A 19,280-nucleotide genomic window follows, 5' to 3' on the forward strand; every position below is an offset into this window, starting at 1 on the left:
TTATACCATAAAGTATGCGTATATGCCTAAAAAACCCCAGAGCTTTCATCCCTTAATGCGCTTTCTTCCAGCGGCCCTGGGGGCTCGCATGATTGCGCTTGGGCACAGTCAAGTGGAGGTTTCAGCGTTCACTGGTGTCCCACAGCCGCAGATCAGTCGCGCACTGCAGGGCGCACGAAAGCGCCTTACGCCGGACATGGAAAAGCTATGCCGTTATGCGCTTTTGAGTGCGGAAGAACCGGAGGTTGTGGGTGATCCGGCTCTAGAGGTCACTTTGCTAATGCGTCAGCTGATTGGGGACAGCACGCTGGCAGCAGCGCACATGAAGGCCGTGCTTCGCAGTCTGGCTCCATTGATGGCCGACTATCGGCAGCGGACCTCGCCGTAGTACGGGTGCTGGTCTCAGCCGTCTACGCCACCAGGCAAGCGGCGAGGGGTGCAGTCGGCAGGCTCGGTACCAGGCATGGTCGGAATGGCGCAGGCGCTTGATACCTCGGCCGGTCGCGTTCTGTGAGATCGCCAAACGTATTCTGCCTGCATGTCGAACGTAGCCAATTCCCACGACCCCAACCAACGGGCTTGCCCTCACTCCGGATGGATTCATCGCGGTGATTGCTGGGCCTTGCGCTGGAATGGCCGGGACGTTGCTACGGTCAAGCGGGTGCCAGGTGCGGCGAGGGTATGGCTGGACTTGGGAAAGATGTGGGAGTCCCGAGAGGTCTATGCCGACAGCCCTGAGCAGGGGAGAAGCTATGCCCAGTCCTGCGCGGCTGCTGTCTTGCTTCCAGGTCAGTCTCCCGAAGTGGCAGCGATAGAACTTGGTGCGAACCTGAGCCTGCCGACGCTCCCTGAGTTGGCCGGCTTACCCCAAGGCTTTAGGTGGATCAGGCCGGCAAAACATGCCAAAGCCAAGACGGTAGTTTGTTACGGCGAGCAGTGGATTGCGGCCATTCACCAGGATGGACCCAATGAGCCGCTCAATGCGTTGCTTGCCTTGCACCTGGACTATCCGCACGGGCAGCGACCGACCCGGCTATGCACCACCCTTGAGACGGGAAGGAGAGGGCTCGAGCTTTGGGTCACCCGCAACCGCGCCCGGATCGTCGTTCAGTTGCAGCAGGCTAAAAGGCTAGAACAGGCGAGCAATAGTGCCCGCAAGCTTCTTGCTCCACTGGCGGCGCCTGGGGCGACGCTTTCGCGTCCGTACCAGTAGGCTCACGGCCTAGGCGTACCAGTAGGCTCACGCGATAGACAGCGATCCGGCAAGGGCGCATGGTGAGCGCACGCACCTAAGGCAGAGGCAGCCTATGAAGCCGACCATCTTGGCACTGGACCTTGAGGGGACGCTCATCTCCAATGCAATCAGCCAGATTCCCCGGCCGGGGCTCTACTCGTTTCTCCAGGACATCCACGCACTCTTTGATCAGTTGATGATGTTCACGACAGTGCCTGAGCAGCGCTTTCGCAGCATCGCTACGTTGTTGGTTGAAGAAGGCAGCGCGCCGGCTTGGTTCGCGGCATTGCCCTACATCAGCTGGTCGGGAAAGACGAAAGATCTGCGCCTTGCTTCGTCGCATATGGGCGATGCGCTACTGCTTGATGATCACGGGCCCTACGTCCATCCCGGACAGGAAGGCCTCTGGGTCCAGATACCGCTGTTCGGATCTCCGTACTCACCAACTGATGATGGTCTCAGCTTAGCGCTCCAACGACTGCTTGATCGGCTTGCAACGGTGGATGGCGGCGTACGGACGGTGGCTGGGCGTGATGGGGCGTAGCCATGCGCATCTTGATTCTGTCCGACCTTCACCATGAGGCATGGCGTGACGCTCCAAGGCAGGCGAAGGAGCTCCTGGCCACCACGCAGCCGGACCTCGCTGTCAGCCAGCCAGATGTAGTGGTCCTGGCCGGCGACATAGACGTGGCCGATCGGGCTGTGGCGTGGGCTGATCAAACCTTTCCGAGTCTCCCCGTGATCTATGTACATGGAAATCACGAGGCCTACGGACAGAAGTTGGACACGCTGAAAGGTCGAATAGCCGAGGCATGCTCCGCCACCGGTCACATTCACTTCCTGGACAAGAGGGAGCTGGTCATCGGCAACGTCCGCTTCTTGGGAGCAACGTTGTGGACCGATTTTCAGTTGCTGAGCCCCGAGGGGCCCCAAGAGGCTATGCAGGCGGCCGCCGCTGGCATGAACGACTACCGCAAGATCAGGCTTGCTAGCGCCGGCTATCGCAAGATCAGACCTTTAGATGTTGCTCAGTGGCATTGGGAGGACCGCACGTGGCTGGAGGCACGGCTGGCGAAGCCCTTCAGTGGCTCGACGGTTGTGGTGACGCACATGGGGCCGTCTGCACAATCAATCCCTGGCAGATACAAAGACCAGCTCCTATCGGCCGCGTATGCCTCAAACCTGGACTCCTTGGTCGTCAAGTCGGACCTGTGGGTGCATGGTCACATCCACGATTCGATGGACTACACGTTGGGCAACGCCAGAGTGGTGTGCAACCCTCTGGGCTACCCTCTACGTAACGATGACGGACGCTGGTTCATCGAGAACGGCAGGTTCGATCCGAACTTGGTAGTGGACCTGTGCCCGGTTACTCCTGCCCAGAGAGTTCTTCTTGATGCTGCCGCCCATCGCGAAGTGCTGGCTGCGCGGTGGCCCAGTGCCGCGCAAGTTGGGGAGAGACTCAGTTCGCAGCCAGACGGCACCGGCCAATTTGCAAGCCAGTTGCGGCGTGCAGGACAGCTCCTGGGGGTGTACATCGCAGATCCCGTTCCCAGCTACCGCTATCCGACCTGGCAATTCCGTCCCGACGGGCGGCCCGTCGACTGCTTGGCGGATCTGCTGACGGTGCTGCGCAACCGTGGGGCCATTCCACGCGAGCCGGATGGTCTGCGCCGCACGACTGGCTGGTCTGAGGTCGAGTGGTTCTTGTCGCCGCACGCGCTCCTCGACGGCGCGCAGCCAGCCGAAATTCTGGCTATCGATCCCGCGCGCGTACTACGGGCTGCCCTGGTCGAATTCGGGAAAGAGGTCTGAGAGACCGTTCGGTGAGGGGCCTCATATGGGCGACTCAGCCTGTGTGCTCTCGCGCCAATGGTCGGTATCTGCCCGCTCTACCGAACCCAGGTATCAGCCGACCCAGGATGCTTGCTAGCGCGACCACGACTTCTAGCGTCGGCTCTCGAACCAAAGCTGGGATCATCTGTCTCGATCCGGCCGCCCGAAAGCGCCTACAGGGATACGCACCGAATGAAACGACTATTTCATATCGCGTAAGCGGAGGTGAGAGTTGATGCCTGGTGTAGCATTGACTAACAAATTATCTGCGTACACAACTAGATAGCGAGGCCGAAAGAAGGTGACGACGAAAGACGACGATATTGAAGAGTTCGGAGCCGCTGCCTTGGTTCAAATGTCTCCTGAGCTTTTGCAATCATTCACCAAAAGTGCGCCTAAAACGGGAGAGTCCAAGAAGCTGTCCGTGAAGAAGGTGGGTAATCACCTCGCCTACTCGCGTAAGGAACTCCTCGAGTTTGATGAGTACTTGCGCAAACCATGGCCGTCTGCCCCTGGAAAGCGCCCGCACATCCCTAAAGCGATTAAAGATGAGGTTAAAAGCGAGACCTTTCTCCAGTGCGCGGTCTGTCACTCTCACCGGGACACTTGCGAAATCGCGCACATTGAACCTGTGGCATTAGGCAAGTGCAACCATCCCCATAACCTTATTAATTTGTGCGCAAACCACCATACCAAGTTTGATAAGACGGGTGTCCTAGGGCCTGCTGAAAAAGTGCAGGAGTTCGTCGCTGGCTTTAAGAAGACACTGCTGTATATCACTCGTACGAAGTGGGGGTCGCATGTGGACTCAATCTCGGAGTGCTTCGCCCTCGCGCAGCTGTGTCAGCGCTTGAAGAAGGAGATTGAAGCGATTGATGGCAAAGCGACCGAAGGTCAGTTGGACTCCTACAATAAACTCGCAGACGATGCGGTAGAGAGGTTGAGGGCGAGCACCGCTGAGGGCCAGCGGAAGCGCGGCAGTCAGAAAGACACCAGTACTCCTGAAGAACTTTGGGAAAAGCTCGAGCGTTCTGTTGGGAACACCACGTTGAATGCTCGATTGAACTCTGCCGCGGCGTTGGCGGATGACGAGGAATTCCGTGCGGCTGCCGGGTTTGTTGATTGCCCGCTCTGTGAGGGGCGCGGCACTCATGGCGCGTCAGATTGTCCAGTTTGCTACGGGGAACAGCAAGTCGATTCCGCATGGGCTGACAATATTGACCTTGAGCCCTACACGCTTGTCGATTGTCCGCTCTGCAAGGGAGATGGTCTGTACCAGGAGGAATACTGCCCGGTTTGCCATGGTGACCGGAAGATGGAGAGGCGCTTCGCGGAGCGGGTGGACTTAGCAGATTTCGACGAAGTTGACTGTCCTTTGTGCAAAGGCAAAGGACAGTGGAAGGGGGATGATTGTCCCGAGTGTTGCGGTGATTGCAAGATGCCTAAGCACATGGCTGATCGGGTTGATGTGAGTGCGTATGAAGAAGTTGAATGTCCTGTCTGCGATGGCGTTGGACAATGGGGAAATAATGATTGCCCTGCGTGTCGCGGCGAATGCAAGATGCCTAGACACATCGCTGATCGGATTGATCTGAGGGAGTATGACGGGGTTGACTGTCCGCTGTGCAAAGGCAAAGGACGATGGAAGTCGGAAGAATGCCTGGCGTGTCAAGGCGAAGGCAATATGCCGAGAGGCGACGCTGACCGGATTGATTTGAGGCGGTATGACGACGTGGATTGCCCCTCGTGTGACGGTAGTGGTCAAATCGACTACAGCGACGAGTACAGCGGCGATTGCGGGACCTGTGAAGGCAATGGCACTGTCCTCCGATATAGAGCGGAGGAGCTTGATTGAAAGTCTAGGTAACGGGCGAGCGTCAGTTCCACTTGCTGCGTAGCGAGTGTCAGATGTCGGCCGGAAGCGGACGTTGTGCTGGTAATGGATTGGCGCAACGTCCGTTGGTCGGCGCTTGGGGCTGTCACTACCGGGTTTCAGCCTGGATCAGTCGCCGAAGCAAAGATCAATCATCGTGCCAGACGGGGGATATCAAGCGAACATAGATGATGCCAAAGCCAGGATGCATCTCTTCTGAAAGACCCGGTGTTCCTTCGCGATCAGGCGGGGCGCTTTTCACAAAATCTAGGGTTTCATATCCTGTACAAGCCTTGTGCTCAAAAAACTGTCGTGCGTCGTATAAAGCGATGGAGGATTTAGAAAAATGAGGCAATTTATTCCCAGCGGCTGCAGCCTTGACGTCCGGCGGGGACCTGCCCAAATCGTCTCGCTTCGTCGCAACGTCCAACAAGTGTTGTACAAGGCGCTCCCACTCGCTGCCTGATGTAAGCTCGGCGCCAAGACTCCCTGTCAACATCTCATAGAGTGCTTGGCCCAGAGGGATGTCGGCGTTGTATTTGCCTGCGTAGTCAGACATCGCCTTGGGATTTTCTGGTGCAGTAGGTTGTTTTTTCTCAAGCCACCAGCCTGAGTCTGGCGTAGAGGCGACTACTTTGATGCCGGCGTACCTGCTTCCCAAGCAGGATCCATCAGTTGATGGCCTGATATCGAAATAATCAGGAGCCGAATCTAGACCAGTAAGCGTGAAGGGTGGTAGATGGACGTACAGATAGCGCTGAACATCTTCACCATCTTTCCCGATGATGAACCCCCCTAGATTCATTTTGGGGTCCGCGACCTTAGCTTGAATCATCAAGGCCCGTTTAGTGCGATCTCCGGCATTCTCGATATCAAATACTAGGAGTAAATCGCAAAGTTCGGGTTGATAGGTTTTTTGATCCAGCTTGCCGGTCCATGAAGTCTTCGGTGTCTTATGTGAGAACACCCCAATCACATCCAGCTCGCCCGTACTCAGATGCTTCGACCACTCGCGCGTGAGCTCCTGGGGTAGCTGTAGTACCAGCCGCGCTACTTCGGCTACTTCCCCCGAGCCGTGTACTGGACTTGTGGCGCCACGACAGGCGCGGATGGCCCTCTCAGCTGCAGCGGCAAGTTGGACTAGGGCTGTCATTGGTATCCGTTCCTTCGGATGTTTGGCCGGATGATATCAGCGACTGAGCGTACTACCAATGCAGTCGGTGCGAGGGGGGTGTGGCACCTATACGTGCGGTGCCGTGAATGCATGCTGCGTTCTTTTCAGCTGCTGTAGATATGATTTCACTCACAGCTCTATTGGCATCATCGCTTGGCCGTGCCGGTCCATAGGCATTGATGTATGTCCTCAACTGGCCGTGTACAGATATAGGGCGCGTGTAAGGGATCTATCCTCTGTCACAGCCGCTAGCGGATAGCGCATGGCCTATAGTGAACCCGCATTCGTGAGAACTTCGGAGAACTTGGCTGCCGAGATGTTGCGGCCACAGAGCACGATGGCAACGGTCTTGCCGCGCATTTCCTCACGCAGATTTGCTAGCCCGGCCAGCGCGACGCCTGCTGCACCCTCTACCATCCAACGCTCTGTGTCGGCCAAGGTACGCATGGCGGCTGCAATTTCGGCCTCGCTCACGGCCACCTTCCGACCCATGACCTTGCTGCAGATGGGGAGCGTGATCGCGTCTTCTTCGACGCCACCAGCAGTCCCATCGGAAAGGGTTTGCGATTCCGCCACGTCATGGACATAGCCGAGCTCGAGCGCCCTCAGCAGAGCGGGCGAGTTTGCGGGCCAGCAGCCGATAAGCTCGGTGGTCGGAGATTCACTGTGGAGCGCCGTGCCAACGCCAGCGGCGAGCCCGCCACCGCCAACGGAAAGGAACACGGCGTCGAGGCGCTCACCGGGCTCCAGGAGCTCCAAGCCGAGGGTGCCTTGCCCGGCAATGATGTCCAGATCATTGTAGGGCGATACATAGGTCAGCCCGGCCTCCTTCGCCGCTCGAAGTGCAGCGAGCTCTGCGTCGTAGCTGGAACCATCCACAAGCTCAAGCTCAGCCCCGTAGCCACGGATGGCCGCAAGCTTTGTGGGCGACGCAGCCTTCGATGCAAACACCCGAACCGGTACCCCTGCGTTCTGGGCGGCCAGCGCCAGTGCCTGGCCATGATTGCCCGACGATGCAGTCACGACGCCGGCGCCGCGATCGGCGTCGCTGAGTAGTCGAACCTTGTTGGAAGCCCCCCGGTACTTGAAGGAGCCGGTCGTTTGTAGATGCTCGAGCTTGAGTAGCACGCGACAGCCCAGCAGGTCCGAGAGCGCTGGGCTGTGTACGAGCGGCGTGCGCTGCATCTGAGGGTCGCGAGATGCAGACGCTTCGCGGATGGCTGAACTCAACGACTCGAGGGTAGTGGTCATGACTGGACTATGTGTCTAGAATGGACAAAGTGTATAGAAAGAGTCTGCCCATGTCTCCCTCACAGGTTGTGGCCGCGTCCTACGCCGCCTTGGCTGATGGTCTCGCTCAGCTCCTTAGCCCTCTTGGTGAAGTGATCCTCCACAACATCGATAAAGACGAGGTCGCATACGTTGCCGGCGCTCTATCTCCTAGAGAGATAGGTGATCCCTCTAACCTTCGCGAGCTTGGCCCGAGTAGTGATGGGAAAGCGATTGGGCCCTACGAGAAGATCAACTGGGACGGTCGTCGGATTCGATCGCTCTCTGTCGCTCTGCCAGGCGATGTTCCCTTGATGCTCTGCATCAACGTCGACGTGTCGCACTTTGAAGCCATGCGAGGACTGCTCGACACGTTCCTGCGCTCTCCGAGCCAGTCCACAGTCGACGCTGCAGAGCCGCTGTTGAGAGCGGACTGGCACGAGACTCTCAATCGGTTTATTGCTGCGTGGACATCGGAGCGCGCCTTGGATTTGCGTACGTTGGGCCGGGTGGATCGTCAGGCGCTGATTCAAGCCATCCACAAAAGCGGCGGCTTTGACGGCCGTCGATCGGTTCCTTACGTGGCAAACCTGCTGGGCGTCAGTCGCGCCACGGTCTACAGCCAGTTGGCGGAACTCAAGGATTTAGGAGAGCAAGCATGAGAGTCATTGGCCTGGACGAGATCCGATCCACGCTCGAAATGAACACTGCTATTGAGGCGATTCGGGCTGGCTTCGTCGCCTTCTCTCGAGGAGACGTACAGCTGGGAAAGGTCGGTCATCTGGCGTTCCCGCAATTCTCCGATGACTGTCACATCAAGTCCGCGGCGAGCGCGTCGAACGATCTATTCGTTGTGAAGGTGGCTAGTGGCTTCACCCGCAACCAGGAGCGCGGGCTGCCGGTGAATAGCGGCTTGATGATGCTGTTCGACGCAAAGACTGGCTTCCCTGTTTGCTTGCTGAAGGACGAAGGCTGGCTGACAGACCTTCGTACGGGCATAGCCGGCATGCTGGCGGCCCAATTGATCAAGCCTGAGCATGGCACGTGCGTGGGCATTGTTGGCACAGGCGTGCAGGCACGTCTGCAGGCTCAGTTGGCGCTGCAGTTCGGCGGATTCGAGCGTGCCGTGGTCTGGGGGCGCAGCCCTGAGAGTGCTGAGCGACTCGCGGCTGAGCTGCGTGGAGCTGGCTTGGATGTGCTTGCATCGGCAAGCCCGAGCGCGCTCGGCGGAGATGCAGATGTCATCGTCACGACGACTCCTGCTCGATCCCCTGTGCTCAACGAAACGATGGTCCGCAGCAATGCACGGATCGTAGCGGTAGGCGCAGACACGCCTGGCAAGCAGGAGCTCTCCACTGAACTGACGCTTTGGATGAACGTGGTTCTCGCCGATAGTCGGGAGCAGTGCATTGAGCAGGGCGAGATTGCGACTGCGTACAACACGGGACACATGGAGATGGACCGCATTGGTAGCTTTGGCGAAGCGCTTGCTACGCAGAGAGCGCTACTTGGCGACGCTTCTGCTCTTGTCGATCTGACCGGACTGGGTGTGCAAGACTTGTCCATTGCTACCGTAGCGGCGCAAGGCGTGTTGGCAGCTTGACCTACAGGCAACACAAGACTTGATCGAGAGTGGGGAGCAGGGTCAGGCTGGTCACTACAGGTCCGCTCCTTTCCGAGAGCGGCCTTCAGGCATGCATTGAGGAAATCACTGGTCGTCTCGCCAACCAGCGTGTGTCGGCGCCGTATCAGCTCACTTGTTAGGCGATTGGAACGGTTCTAAGCTCCAGTAAGATCGTCGGGAGCGGTCTGCAAGGCATTCGGTCCATTGCGGAAGCCCAATGCTCCCACTTCCCGGGCATCAGGCATTCGTTCTTTTACCGAGCAGGGGGCATTGATGGGCGGCGGCATGGAACTCTTCGACTTGAAGGTTGAGCCATCTGATCTGCATCCAGGCTTCAAGCGCTTGCTTGATCCCAACTTGGCCGCTGAGCGTGCGGTACTCTCGGCCTGGGCCAGCGGGTTTCACGATCGAGATAAGAAGTTCGTAAAGGAGTTTCAGACCACCTTCGAGTCTAGCTTGTGGGAACTGTACCTACACGCTGTCTTGAAGGAGCTCCGGCTGGGGACAGACTTTACTCACCACGCACCGGATTTCCTCGTTACAAACCCTTGCTGCTTCACCATGGAGGCCACGATCGCAGCGCCTCCACTGGGTGGTGCGCCAGCCATTGGCACCGGTGTTCCCGAGATCCCAGCCGACTTGAACGAGTTCAATCGGGAAGCAACGCTGCGAGCATGCAATGCCATCAGCTCCAAGCTAAAGCGCTACCGTCAGCATTACTCTACGTTGGACCACGTGAAAGATCGCCCTTTTGTTCTGGCGCTCGCTCCGTTTGATCGCCCTCTTGCCTTTTTGGAGTACGACCGGCCTATCCAGGCTGCTCTTTATGGACGTCACATTGATGAAGAGCGGACTATGGCGGAGGGCTTGTCAACGGTGATCGAGCGGGAGATTGTCGCTGTATCGAAGCGACCTGGCGTCGATGTTCCCGTTGGGCTCTTCTGTTCGGATGTCTGCAAGGAAATCTCGGCAGTTGTCTATAGCGCTGTCGCTGGCTGGGGAAAAGTGCGGGCTCTGGCCGACTCCCCAGACCAAGCCTCGACCTACACAACGCTCCATGAATCGACAAGCTCGCCCGAAGTACGACGTGCGCGAAAGCGGGACTACAGCGAGCATCTGTTAGATGGATTGCACGTGTTGCACAATCCCTTTGCAACACATCCGCTGTCAGTTGACGTGTTCAAGCATCCAAGCGTCTCGCAAGAGCGGATAGAGCGAGACGGCAGCCATCATCGAATAAGGGAAGAAGGTTTCCTGATGACTCGACAGATCAACTCCGTCATGCCCGTCTGACTAATGCAGCAGTCGTTTCGTGCAGTGGCTGGCTGCCGAAGAGCGTAGGAACGTAGCATCAGCCCCGGTCTATGACGGCTAATACGTCCCTTGGCCGTCCAGGTACTCACGAACAATCTCCAGGTCGCCAAGCCGGCCGGTGCACATGAGCGCCAACGCTGGCTCACCCTTGAAGGGTGCCCCTGCATTTGGGCGGCGTATCCAGCCGTCTGCTTGCTGCTGGTCGGGAAAGAGTGTGTGTAGTGCGGCATAGATGCCGAGAACGAAGCTGATTCTCTGGAGCATCTCAGGCCAGTCGCTGTCCATCGCTCCTGCGTCCAGTTGTGAGCAAGCAACGTCGACGGGCCTTCCTAGGATTGCCGACTGCTCTTGGGCGGTCAGAGACCAAGCGCTGGCAATGCGTGTGAATACGCGCAGGGCTGGCGCCGCAAGGCGGAGATCATCATTACCGAACGACTTGCTCATGGCATCGGACAACGGGGGCATCACAAGCATGCTAATCCCGTTCTGGACAGGATGACCGGGGCGGCTTCTGTATGGTCGGAAGGAGGGGCCGGCGAGTGACGGTCCCTTGGCCGGGCGCACTCAACCGTCTACCTATGGCTGATCGGGAAGTAGGCCCACTACAGCGGCGTGGCCTGGCATGGGAATGCGGGTCCACTCAAAAAAAGGCCCCGAAATCGGTGGATTTCGGGGCCCGGCCTTCTTGTGCGATGACTATGGCTATCTCCTTTGCGACATGGCCTGAATCATTTCTGCCACGACCGACTCATTTTCATCAAACAGCTTCTCGTACTCATCCGTGCCGGGCTTTGCCTCCCGAAGGCGTTTACGCACGCCCTCTGCCCTTTGCTTCAAGTCCGAAATGTCGGGGTTGTTCAGATGCGTTTCCAGTGACTTTCTTGTTATCCACCGGCGCATGTGCATTTCCTCGGTGTCACCGGCTTCAGCCATTCTTTGCTGTTCCCACCGCCCCAGAATGACGGGCGCATGCGGGTTGGCAGCCAATAAGAACTCTTGCCGGTGCAGACCGTGTTCGCCATTGCGGTCCACTGTGTACGAAGCCACCATCGCCCGTTCGCGGTCCGCTGCGATAGCAAAGCCAGCAAAGTTGTTGTAGGAAACGACGTCGATCAAGGTAAAGCCATCACTGGCGTTGATGAACACTAAGCCACCGGAGTCCGGGCCATAGCGGAGCTCTTGGGCAACTTCGAGCAAGAACAGTCGCCAGCGGCTCTCCGGCACCATACCTCCACTCTCATCGCTACTGAGAGTTCGTGTCGTAATAGACAGGCGGCGAGCTGTGTCGGCAGAACTCCAGCCCAACAATGTTCGCCACCTCCGCATGGTGTCACCACGCGCTTCCTGCTTAACGCAGGTGTTCATAAATCTCCTCTTTGTCATGGCCGGCCATTCCGGCAGGGAGAGTATTTCACTATAGGAAATAAGTGTCAATGGGTGCGCTCGCATCTTCATGCGAAATGTGTCTTGTCGACTCGAGACTAGCCCGGCCCCAGGGGGGGGGAGGGGACGCTTGCCAAAGGCCTCCCCCATTGAGATCCAGGGGGGGCATAGAGGCATCATGAAGGGCGCGTATGAGGCACTATCGCAAGGCTGATTTGCCTTGTCTCCCGGGGCGATCTGCGTAGGTTCTTCGCGGCGCCGCTGAGCTTCCCGGCGCTGCGGGATCGAATCCCGAGGATCGTGCAGGGTCTTCCGCAGGTGATGGCCACTTGCCTGTCACCACTGCGAAGGACTGGAGTGCCGCGCTGGTGCGGCGTGCACAGGGTGGGCGATTGACCGGCCTTACCGCTGGTGATGCTCATTGCCGCCTCGGAGAACAACGCGCATCCGTAGCTCAGCTCGGCAACTGTCAACGAACATGCGTTCACCGGAGACAGTTGGCGCGCGATGGTGATCCGTGCCACAGCTAGGGGGCGAAGATGCAATCACCGACGATCTCTATGCACTCCGGGCGGAGTTAGAATTACCTCAGTATCCAGGAGGGTCTATGCGCCAGTTGTCTTTCCAAGATCGTGGGCAGCCTTTGCTGGACATCATGACTTCAGCACCCGACTGGGCATGCTCATCTTGTCTGAAGGATGAATTCATAAGAGAGATCTGTACGTCCAATAGCCTGCAGTTTCGCTGCTGTGGATGCGGCATGCACGGGCAGAGTGGGGCCTCGATTTATCAGATCGCAGAGCGCATCCGTGGCGCCCTTCAGCAGCACTACGAGCTGGACATCGGGCTCTATCGAGGCTACGAGCTAAGCTTGTCGCAGATCGTCTCACGCGCTATCGGTTGTGAAAGTCAGGCTGTGAATGAAGCGGTTTCTTCTGTTCTAGAGGATGAGGAGTCTGGCGAAGAGTCCGGCGACTCGCTCGACGAAGAGTCCTTTTACTTTCCGGGGCAGAGCTACAGGAGGATGCAGAGTCCTTTCGATTCGGAGGATCATGAGCGCTGGTATGTGGTGAGTGATTGGGACCACGTTGCTCGCGATCTGGTTCACGGTCGTCGGTTCTTCAACGACAAAGCACGAGAATTCTTCACTCGTCTTCTGAATGAGGCTATGACGGCTACCACGCTCGAGGCGCCGGACGTCGCAGCTGTCATGCAAATCCTGCCGGAAGGAACGCCAATCTATCGTTCTCGGGTATCCCGCGATGAAAATCAGACGAGTCTGTTCCGAGATTGCCCCGCTAAGGAACTGGGTGCCGCCCCGCGAAGTATTGCGGCAAATAACCGAATGAGCGCTGCTGGGGTGCCGGTCTTCTACGGGTCTGCCGAGGTTGAGACCTGCATTGCCGAGGTACGACCGTCAATTGGCGATACTGTTGTTGCTGGCCAGTTCCGTACGTCTAGAACGCTGAAGCTGTTTGACTTCACGAAGCTAGACTATCGGCTTAGGCACGAGCCGCTTAGCCTTTTGGATCCCAAGCACGAGCAGCGCTCTATGGACAGGACGTTGCTGTCATATTTGCATGAAGAGATTGCAAAGCCCATGCGCTCTAACGACACAGGGTACGTAGTGACTCAGGCCCTGACCGAGTTCATTCGGTACGGAAGGATCGAGAACTTCGACGGAGTCGTTTTCCAGTCTGTCCAGCGACAGAACGGTTTGAATTACGCATTGTTTGATGAAGATGATCCGTCTGCTCCCCAGTCGCTGGATGGCCGATCGCGCTTCCCTGTAGACATCCTTGCAGGGGCCGTGACCGAGCACGTAGTGGACTCTCTGAGCTATTTGACGACGAATCCTGCATGTGGAGTTCAGTCTCCATCTCCAAATGTGGGGTCTGCTTTTAGCTGGAAGTGACACATAACCAGGAAGGCAGGATGGAATTGTCGCCTACAGGTCAAACGGACCCTGCGCGTCCAAATACTGTCTCACTGAGTCCAAGTCGCAGACTCGTCCTGTGCACATTAGCGCCAGCGCCGGCAGGCTGCCAAAGGGGGAAGCCTGGTTAGCTCGACGAATCCATCTGTCAGCCTGATCGTCAATGGGGGAAAATTGCGTGTAGCGCGCGATGTATCCCAATTAGGTAGCTGACTCTCTCTAATGTCTCGGTCTGTATGTCGCCGGAGACGTCGTCGATCTGAAAGGCCACTCCAACAGGTTGGCCAAGTATGGAGGCTTGCTCCTCCTCGCTTAGAGACCAAACGTCCGCGATTCGGGCGAAAACACGCCGAGCAGGACCGCTAACCGAAAACTCATTGCTCATGAGCCTATCCGTCACCGCATCTCTGGGGGGATGCTGCAATAGTACCTCCGCGGCGCGAAACTCATTGTTTCATAAGAAGAATTTGGGGTGCAGATAACCTGGCTTCAGTCGCATGCCTTTGATCGAGTCGCGCCGACTCTGAAAATTGTCACGAGGGTGCCATCGGCCACCAAGCGCAGTGATGTGGCGGCTGTAACCACCTTGCTGACCGAGCCGACCGAGAACAACGTGTCGGCATTCACGGCAGCCTGCGTGCCCATCTCGCGCGTCCCGTAGCCGGCGCTGTGCACGAGCTTGCCATCCCGTAGAACGGCGATGGCCACACCGGGCACATTGTGCTGGGACATGCGTTGCTGCAGCGACCAGTGCGGCAGCGCGGTATCGGCTGGCACCACGGTGGGGCGCAGGCCGGAGGCGAGCGCCGTGCGGATCGCCGCGTCTTCGCGGTCCGCCGCCGATGCGGGGACGGCAAGCAGCAGTACCAGCGCGGCACACAGCGACGCGCGCAGCAGGCCAATCTGAACGCTGCGGGTTCGCGAGTGTAGGGATGCCTGCGGAGTGGATGCGTAAGCCATGCGATACCTCATGAAGGAGCGATGCGCGAAAGACAGGCGCGCGTGCACGCCGCAGAGAGGGGCAATACGGTTCAGCGAAAGGCAGTATTGAGTGGCGGGCGATGGCGGCGGAGGCTATCGCACCGATCAGCGTCAACCTTGGGCAATGCGTCCGCTCACCGTCTGCCGGCGACCGCACCACGCTGGGTGAGGTACTCACGGACGCGATCGTTGCGTGCCTGATTCAGCGGCGAGCGCCACTGCCCGAAATCGGCCACCACGCCCAGGTTGACGTCGGCACCGTGCTCGACCAGATAGGCCACGGTCTCTACATCGCCGGAGCGTGCAGCGTTGATCAGCGGGGTTTCGTCCAAGGCGACGATGCGGTTGACGTCGGCCCCGGCGCCGACCAGGCGCTCGACGACCGGCAGATGACCGCGACGTGCCGCAGCGATCAGCGGATTGCCATCGCCGCGCGAGGCCAGGTCGGGCTGCGCGCCTAGCACGAGCAGGGCGTCGACCATCGCCAGTTCGCCTTGCTTGGCGGCGATGATCAACGCGGTGCCGTCGCCACTGACCTGCGTGTCCACGGCAACACCCGTCTTGACCAGCTGTTGCACGCGGGAGATGTCGCCTTTGCTGGCCGCGCTGAGCAGCTGCTCGGCGTGCGGCGAGACGGTGCGCGACGTGGTGGCGGTTTCGTTCTCTGCAACGATGATCGTTTTGCCCAACCGCGGCGTAGCGGCCACGGTGACACCAACATGCGCGACCAGCGCAACCGCACACAGCGCGCCCCAGCCGAAGCGCGTTGTCCGGCGGGCCGAGCGCGTGTCCAGACGCAGCAGCCCATCGATGCGCTGGCTCAAGCCACTGCGGGTGGCAGACATACCGACGGCCAGTGGCGCGCTGCGCCTGCGCTGTGTCGTCAGGCCGGCGATACCGGCTAGGAGGGAATCGGCATAGCCGCGGCCACTCCCGGTGCGCAGGGCCGCCCGTTCATCGCAAGCCATCTCGCGGGCGAGATCCAGCCGACGGCCCAGCAGGCGCAGGAACGGGCTCCACCAGTACACAGCGAGCAGTGCACGCTGTGCAGCCGTGATCCACAGATCATGCCGACGAACATGCGCGGCTTCATGCAGCAGCAGATCACGCAGCGCGGCCGGGGGCAGGGTGGATGCCATCGTGGTCGGCACCAGAATGTGCGGCGACCACAGGCCAACCACCATCGGGCCCGGGGCGATATCGGATAGTGCAATGCTGGCACCCGCAGGCAGTTCTCCACCCAGCAGCGCTTCGTGCTGGGGCGAATGCCGCGCGCTGCGATGCAGGCGACGCGCTTGCCATGCGCCTTGGCCCAAGCGGGTCAGACCCCATAGCGTGCCGAGCAGCCAGATCAGCACGGCGCCGTGCAGCAGCGTCGGCGTGGTGGAGGCGGGGATCGTGTTGGTGATGCCGTCCACTTTCTGCGCGGCAACCGCCACTGGAGCCCCAGTGGGTGAGGGCAGTACGGCCTGCTGCGTGACCTCAACAGTCGTCGGCGCGGTGCGAGGCAGCAGGACCAACAGCGGTGACGCCGCGGCCAGCACAAAGGCCACGCAGAGCGCCCAGGAGCGCGCTTCCGCACTGAGCCGGCTGCGCCCCAGCACCAAGGCCGCAAGTGCGAACAGCAGGGCACTCTGCCAGAGATGTTGCGCGGCCATCGTTGCCAGGGCCTGGGTCCAATGCACGGTCATTTGGGCGTCCTCGAAGGAGATGCGTCGTCCACGCGTTGCTGCAGCGCTTTGAGCTCGTCAGCGTCCATGTCGTGCTCATCGATCAGGTGCTGGGCCAGCACGCTGGGCGAATCGTTGAAGAAGGACTTGAGCAGATTCTCCAACGCCTGTTTGCGCGCCTCGCTGCGGGTGATCGCGGCGCTGTAGATGAAGGCGCGACCCTCGCTGCGATGGTGGACCAGGCCTTTCTTGTCCAGCACCTTGAACATGGTCAGCACGGTCGTATAGGCGACCGGCTTCTTCTTGGACAGCTCGTCGGCGACCTCGCGCACGGACGCCTCCTTCTTCTTCCAGAGCACCTCCAGAATGCGGCGTTCGGCGTCGGTCAGGGCAGGCGATACGGGGCGGGCCATGGCTATCTACTGGTTCGTTAGTTGATGGCCGCATCGTGCGCCCGACGGATCGGTCGTGTCAACTATGTAATTAGTAATGGACGACCTGCGCGGCGAGCCATGGCTCCGCCGGCCACGTCGCCGGCACGCATCTATGGGTTGTCATGGCCACGCAACAGCGCGCAGCTGGCACAGCACTCGCTCTCCGGCCTCTGCCGCAGGGCAGCACGCAATGCCGCATGGGCTGCAGGATGCGCACCAAGGCCATGCAACAACAACGTAAGTGCCAGCCCACAGCAGGCGTTTCCGGACGCGCTGGGTTCCACACGATGCGCAGCCTCCGGTGTGATCTCATGACAGTCCATGTACCGGTTCCCAGCGTCGACGATGCCCCATGGCAACTATCGTCCGCTGGCGTCTCAGAGGCTGAGATCGTGGCCGAGTGATGCCAGCTTCGCACCGCTGAACGCACCGGTGGGTATCAGTCAGCCCTGTGCACGCCACGTCAGCGCCCTGCCGATTTCTTTCACAGCTCACCAAACCCCCCCTGCCTAGGATCGAACCTCCTTTCCCCATCGCTCCAAGGAGTTCCCATGGCTGCTTCCCGCGTTCGCCTGCACGTTGAAGATTCCGGTGGTACCGGCCGCCCGGTGGTGCTGATCCATGGCTGGCCGCTGTCGGCCGAATCGTGGAAGGCCCAGGTCCCCGCGCTGCGCGATGCGGGCTACCGCGTGGTGGCCTACGACCGCCGTGGTTTCGGTCGCTCGGATAAGCCGGCCGATGGCTACGAGTACGACACACTCGCCGATGATCTGGCCGGTGTCCTCGAGGATCTCGATCTGAAGGACGCCACCCTGGTGGGCTTCTCGATGGGCGGTGGAGAAGTGGCGCGCTATGTCGCCAAGCACGGTGAATCGCGCCTGCACAGCGTGGTGTTCGCCTCGGCGGTGCCGCCGTACATGCTCAAGACCAGCGATAACCCCGAGGGCCCGCTGACCCAGGAAAAGGCCGATGAAATGCGCAAAGGCCTGGAGAAGGACCGCGACACGTTCTTCGATGGCTTCACCAAGGATTTCTTCAGCGCCAACGGCGAGCTCAAGGTCAGTGAGGAAGAGCGCCAAGCCGCCATCAAGCTCTGCCAGCAGTCCGACCAGACCGCGGCGCTGGGCTGCATGAAGGCCTTCGGTACGACCGACTTCCGCGACGACCTCAAGAAGGTGACGGTGCCGACCCTGGTGCTGCACGGTGACAGTGATGGCACGGTCCCGTTCGAGGGCTCGGGCAAGCGCACGCATGCGGCCATCGCGGGCAGTGAGGTGGTGGTGCTGAAGGACGCACCGCACGGCTGCAATGCCAGCCACGCCGATGCGTTCAACAAAGCACTGTTGGACTTCCTGAAGAAGTAAGTCGCAGGTCGTTATGCGCTGTACGCGCCCGGCACGTTGAACTCACGTGCCGGGCGTTCTTGTACGCTGTCCCCGCGCAGCAAAACTGTAGCGCCAGTCCACACGAGACCGCCCATGCGCCAGACCCAGACACCGCCCTGGAAGAAACCCAGTCCCAATGGGAACAAGAAGTCGCAGCCGCTCTCCGAGGCGCAGAAGGATGCGGCACGTCAGCGCGCCGAGGAAAACGGGCGGCGCTATCCCAATCTTGTCGACAACATGTGGGCGGCCAAACTGCCACGCGGCAGTTGACCATCACCTCGCTCAGCGCTTGACCGCGAGTACCCCATCCATTGCCAGCTCGGCCTTGAAGCCTGCCTTTTCCAAACGCTTGGCGACCTCGCGCGGCACATCGCGGCCGCTGGTCAGCTTGTTCGGCGCTCCGGTGTAATGGAACATCCGGCCGCCCTTGCGGATGACACGCGCCAGCTGGTCGTAGAACACCTGTGAGTACAGCTCGCCGGCGATGCCGAAGCGCGGCGGATCATGCAGGATCGCGTCCACCGAGGCGGTCTCCAGCCCTTCGATCTCCTGCGACACGTCACCCTGGCTCAGCGCCAGCCGGCCGCCGCTGCTCTCCGCGTCCGGATCGGGCGACCACGGGTTGAGGGTGCGCAGCCACAGCACATCCGGGTTCTTCTCGAACGAGCGGATACGCGAGACGCCGCCTTCCAGGCAGCATGCCGCGAAGTAGCCCAGGCCGCCACAGGTATCCAGCACCGTCTTGCCGGCCGGCGCGATCAGCGCGACCTTGCGGCGGGCATCCTCGAACGGGGAGACCTGCGCGCTGGGCAGCATCTTGATGCCGTCGATCTCGAAGGTCGGTGCGTCCCAGTCGGTCGGCACCAGCTTGATCAGCGCCGAGCCGAAGCGCGAGATGGCCAGGAACTCCTCGCCGTCCCAGTAGTACAGGGTGCGGTCCTTGGTCTTGCCGGGATAGGCGTAGGTCTCGCCCTTCCACTGCCAGTGGTCGGCCGCCAGCGTGGCGGTGCCGGTGGAGCGGCCGAGGTCGAGCGAACCGGTCCATTCACCGGTGCCGGCATCGCGGGCGCGGGTCAGGCTCTCGGCGAGCGGGCGGGTCAGCAGGGGGCCGGTGTAATGGGGCACGGGATCCAGGGCCGCGGCGCAGACGCCAGGCGGCATGTCAGT

At 59.9% G+C, this 19,280-nt stretch carries 18 protein-coding genes; 10 read left to right on the top strand and 8 right to left on the bottom strand.

Annotated elements, in window-relative coordinates; translation table 11 throughout:
• Window positions 1–700: 700 nt before the first annotated feature.
• From OC373_RS09710 to OC373_RS09725, 4 genes are all read left to right on the top strand, one after another.
• Window positions 701–1,213: a hypothetical protein gene (locus OC373_RS09710; RefSeq protein WP_261997601.1), complete on the top strand. Its 513-nt coding sequence runs from the start codon at window positions 701–703 to the stop codon at window positions 1,211–1,213.
• 94 nt (window positions 1,214–1,307) lie between these two features.
• Window positions 1,308–1,778 (top strand): NIF family HAD-type phosphatase, encoded by a 471-nt coding sequence (locus OC373_RS09715; protein ID WP_261997602.1) that lies wholly within the window; start codon window positions 1,308–1,310, stop codon window positions 1,776–1,778.
• A 2-nt stretch (window positions 1,779–1,780) separates the two neighbouring features.
• Complete coding sequence (locus OC373_RS09720; protein WP_261997603.1) at window positions 1,781–3,049, top strand: metallophosphoesterase; 1,269 nt, start codon at window positions 1,781–1,783, stop codon at window positions 3,047–3,049.
• A gap of 322 nt (window positions 3,050–3,371) precedes the next feature.
• Window positions 3,372–4,925, top strand: a complete 1,554-nt coding sequence (locus OC373_RS09725) for an HNH endonuclease (RefSeq protein ID WP_261997604.1) — start codon at window positions 3,372–3,374, stop codon at window positions 4,923–4,925.
• 166 nt (window positions 4,926–5,091) lie between these two features.
• Here the strand turns inward: OC373_RS09725 and OC373_RS09730 are convergent, their stop codons facing one another.
• Window positions 5,092–6,096 carry a hypothetical protein gene (locus OC373_RS09730; RefSeq protein ID WP_261997605.1) on the bottom strand — a complete coding sequence of 335 codons (1,005 nt, stop codon included), beginning with the start codon at window positions 6,094–6,096 and terminating at the stop codon, window positions 5,092–5,094.
• Window positions 6,097–6,384: 288 nt separating this feature from the next.
• Window positions 6,385–7,368, bottom strand: a complete 984-nt coding sequence (locus OC373_RS09735) for a threonine/serine dehydratase (RefSeq protein ID WP_261997606.1) — start codon at window positions 7,366–7,368, stop codon at window positions 6,385–6,387.
• A gap of 50 nt (window positions 7,369–7,418) precedes the next feature.
• Between OC373_RS09735 and OC373_RS09740 the strand changes: the two genes are divergently transcribed.
• The 3 genes from OC373_RS09740 (at window position 7,419) to OC373_RS09750 (ending at window position 10,303) form a co-directional block, all read left to right on the top strand.
• On the top strand, window positions 7,419–8,048 hold the full coding sequence (locus OC373_RS09740; protein WP_261997607.1) for a PAS domain-containing protein: 630 nt from the start codon (window positions 7,419–7,421) through the stop codon (window positions 8,046–8,048).
• Window positions 8,045–8,989 (top strand): hypothetical protein, encoded by a 945-nt coding sequence (locus OC373_RS09745; protein WP_261997608.1) that lies wholly within the window; start codon window positions 8,045–8,047, stop codon window positions 8,987–8,989. The genes OC373_RS09740 and OC373_RS09745 overlap by 4 nt, the downstream gene beginning before the upstream one ends.
• A 306-nt stretch (window positions 8,990–9,295) precedes the next feature.
• Complete coding sequence (locus tag OC373_RS09750; protein WP_261997609.1) at window positions 9,296–10,303, top strand: hypothetical protein; 1,008 nt, start codon at window positions 9,296–9,298, stop codon at window positions 10,301–10,303.
• Window positions 10,304–10,381: 78 nt separating this feature from the next.
• On the opposite strand, the gene OC373_RS09755 is transcribed toward OC373_RS09750, so the two are convergent.
• Window positions 10,382–10,768: an MbcA/ParS/Xre antitoxin family protein gene (locus OC373_RS09755; RefSeq protein WP_261997610.1), complete on the bottom strand. Its 387-nt coding sequence runs from the start codon at window positions 10,766–10,768 to the stop codon at window positions 10,382–10,384.
• 258 nt (window positions 10,769–11,026) lie between these two features.
• Window positions 11,027–11,689: a hypothetical protein gene (locus OC373_RS09760; protein WP_261997611.1), complete on the bottom strand. Its 663-nt coding sequence runs from the start codon at window positions 11,687–11,689 to the stop codon at window positions 11,027–11,029.
• Window positions 11,690–12,314: 625 nt separating this feature from the next.
• Between OC373_RS09760 and OC373_RS09765 the strand changes: the two genes are divergently transcribed.
• Window positions 12,315–13,622, top strand: coding sequence for an RES family NAD+ phosphorylase (locus tag OC373_RS09765; protein WP_261997612.1), 1,308 nt, complete (start codon window positions 12,315–12,317; stop codon window positions 13,620–13,622).
• 510 nt (window positions 13,623–14,132) lie between these two features.
• On the opposite strand, the gene OC373_RS09770 is transcribed toward OC373_RS09765, so the two are convergent.
• The 3 genes from OC373_RS09770 to OC373_RS09780 form a co-directional block, all read right to left on the bottom strand.
• Window positions 14,133–14,603, bottom strand: coding sequence for a serine hydrolase domain-containing protein (locus OC373_RS09770; RefSeq protein WP_261997613.1), 471 nt, complete (start codon window positions 14,601–14,603; stop codon window positions 14,133–14,135).
• A 155-nt stretch (window positions 14,604–14,758) separates the two neighbouring features.
• Window positions 14,759–16,315, bottom strand: coding sequence for a M56 family metallopeptidase (locus tag OC373_RS09775; protein WP_070426510.1), 1,557 nt, complete (start codon window positions 16,313–16,315; stop codon window positions 14,759–14,761).
• On the bottom strand, window positions 16,312–16,707 hold the full coding sequence (locus tag OC373_RS09780; RefSeq protein ID WP_070426511.1) for a BlaI/MecI/CopY family transcriptional regulator: 396 nt from the start codon (window positions 16,705–16,707) through the stop codon (window positions 16,312–16,314). The genes OC373_RS09775 and OC373_RS09780 overlap by 4 nt, the downstream gene beginning before the upstream one ends.
• Before the next feature lie 572 nt (window positions 16,708–17,279).
• Here OC373_RS09780 and OC373_RS09785 point away from each other — a divergent pair.
• The gene (locus OC373_RS09785; RefSeq protein ID WP_070426512.1) at window positions 17,280–18,092 is read left to right on the top strand and encodes an alpha/beta hydrolase; all 813 of its coding nucleotides are present in this window, start codon (window positions 17,280–17,282) and stop codon (window positions 18,090–18,092) included.
• Between the two features lie 114 nt (window positions 18,093–18,206).
• The gene (locus tag OC373_RS09790; protein ID WP_172838047.1) at window positions 18,207–18,383 is read left to right on the top strand and encodes a hypothetical protein; all 177 of its coding nucleotides are present in this window, start codon (window positions 18,207–18,209) and stop codon (window positions 18,381–18,383) included.
• 12 nt (window positions 18,384–18,395) lie between these two features.
• On the opposite strand, the gene OC373_RS09795 is transcribed toward OC373_RS09790, so the two are convergent.
• On the bottom strand, window positions 18,396–19,238 hold the full coding sequence (locus OC373_RS09795; protein ID WP_261997614.1) for an MnmC family methyltransferase: 843 nt from the start codon (window positions 19,236–19,238) through the stop codon (window positions 18,396–18,398).
• Between the last annotated feature and the right edge of the window lie 42 nt (window positions 19,239–19,280).

This window comes from Stenotrophomonas sp. Ste96 (assembly GCF_024519495.1).
In the GTDB taxonomy this organism is placed as follows: domain Bacteria; phylum Pseudomonadota; class Gammaproteobacteria; order Xanthomonadales; family Xanthomonadaceae; genus Stenotrophomonas; species Stenotrophomonas bentonitica_A.

Excerpts from the sequence above, each read along its gene's own strand:
- OC373_RS09790 (WP_172838047.1), top strand. The coding sequence starts at position 18,207 with ATGCGCCAGACCCAGACACCGCCCTGGAAGAAACCCAGTCCCAATGGG.
- OC373_RS09750 (WP_261997609.1), top strand. The coding sequence starts at position 9,296 with ATGGAACTCTTCGACTTGAAGGTTGAGCCATCTGATCTGCATCCAGGC.
- OC373_RS09775 (WP_070426510.1), bottom strand. The coding sequence starts at position 16,315 with ATGACCGTGCATTGGACCCAGGCCCTGGCAACGATGGCCGCGCAACAT.
- OC373_RS09715 (WP_261997602.1), top strand. The coding sequence starts at position 1,308 with ATGAAGCCGACCATCTTGGCACTGGACCTTGAGGGGACGCTCATCTCC.
- OC373_RS09770 (WP_261997613.1), bottom strand. The coding sequence starts at position 14,603 with ATGGCTTACGCATCCACTCCGCAGGCATCCCTACACTCGCGAACCCGC.
- OC373_RS09710 (WP_261997601.1), top strand. The coding sequence starts at position 701 with ATGTGGGAGTCCCGAGAGGTCTATGCCGACAGCCCTGAGCAGGGGAGA.
- OC373_RS09785 (WP_070426512.1), top strand. The coding sequence starts at position 17,280 with ATGGCTGCTTCCCGCGTTCGCCTGCACGTTGAAGATTCCGGTGGTACC.
- OC373_RS09745 (WP_261997608.1), top strand. The coding sequence starts at position 8,045 with ATGAGAGTCATTGGCCTGGACGAGATCCGATCCACGCTCGAAATGAAC.
- OC373_RS09735 (WP_261997606.1), bottom strand. The coding sequence starts at position 7,368 with ATGACCACTACCCTCGAGTCGTTGAGTTCAGCCATCCGCGAAGCGTCT.
- OC373_RS09730 (WP_261997605.1), bottom strand. The coding sequence starts at position 6,096 with ATGACAGCCCTAGTCCAACTTGCCGCTGCAGCTGAGAGGGCCATCCGC.
- OC373_RS09720 (WP_261997603.1), top strand. The coding sequence starts at position 1,781 with ATGCGCATCTTGATTCTGTCCGACCTTCACCATGAGGCATGGCGTGAC.
- OC373_RS09780 (WP_070426511.1), bottom strand. The coding sequence starts at position 16,707 with ATGGCCCGCCCCGTATCGCCTGCCCTGACCGACGCCGAACGCCGCATT.
- OC373_RS09765 (WP_261997612.1), top strand. The coding sequence starts at position 12,315 with ATGCGCCAGTTGTCTTTCCAAGATCGTGGGCAGCCTTTGCTGGACATC.
- OC373_RS09740 (WP_261997607.1), top strand. The coding sequence starts at position 7,419 with ATGTCTCCCTCACAGGTTGTGGCCGCGTCCTACGCCGCCTTGGCTGAT.
- OC373_RS09755 (WP_261997610.1), bottom strand. The coding sequence starts at position 10,768 with ATGAGCAAGTCGTTCGGTAATGATGATCTCCGCCTTGCGGCGCCAGCC.
- OC373_RS09760 (WP_261997611.1), bottom strand. The coding sequence starts at position 11,689 with ATGAACACCTGCGTTAAGCAGGAAGCGCGTGGTGACACCATGCGGAGG.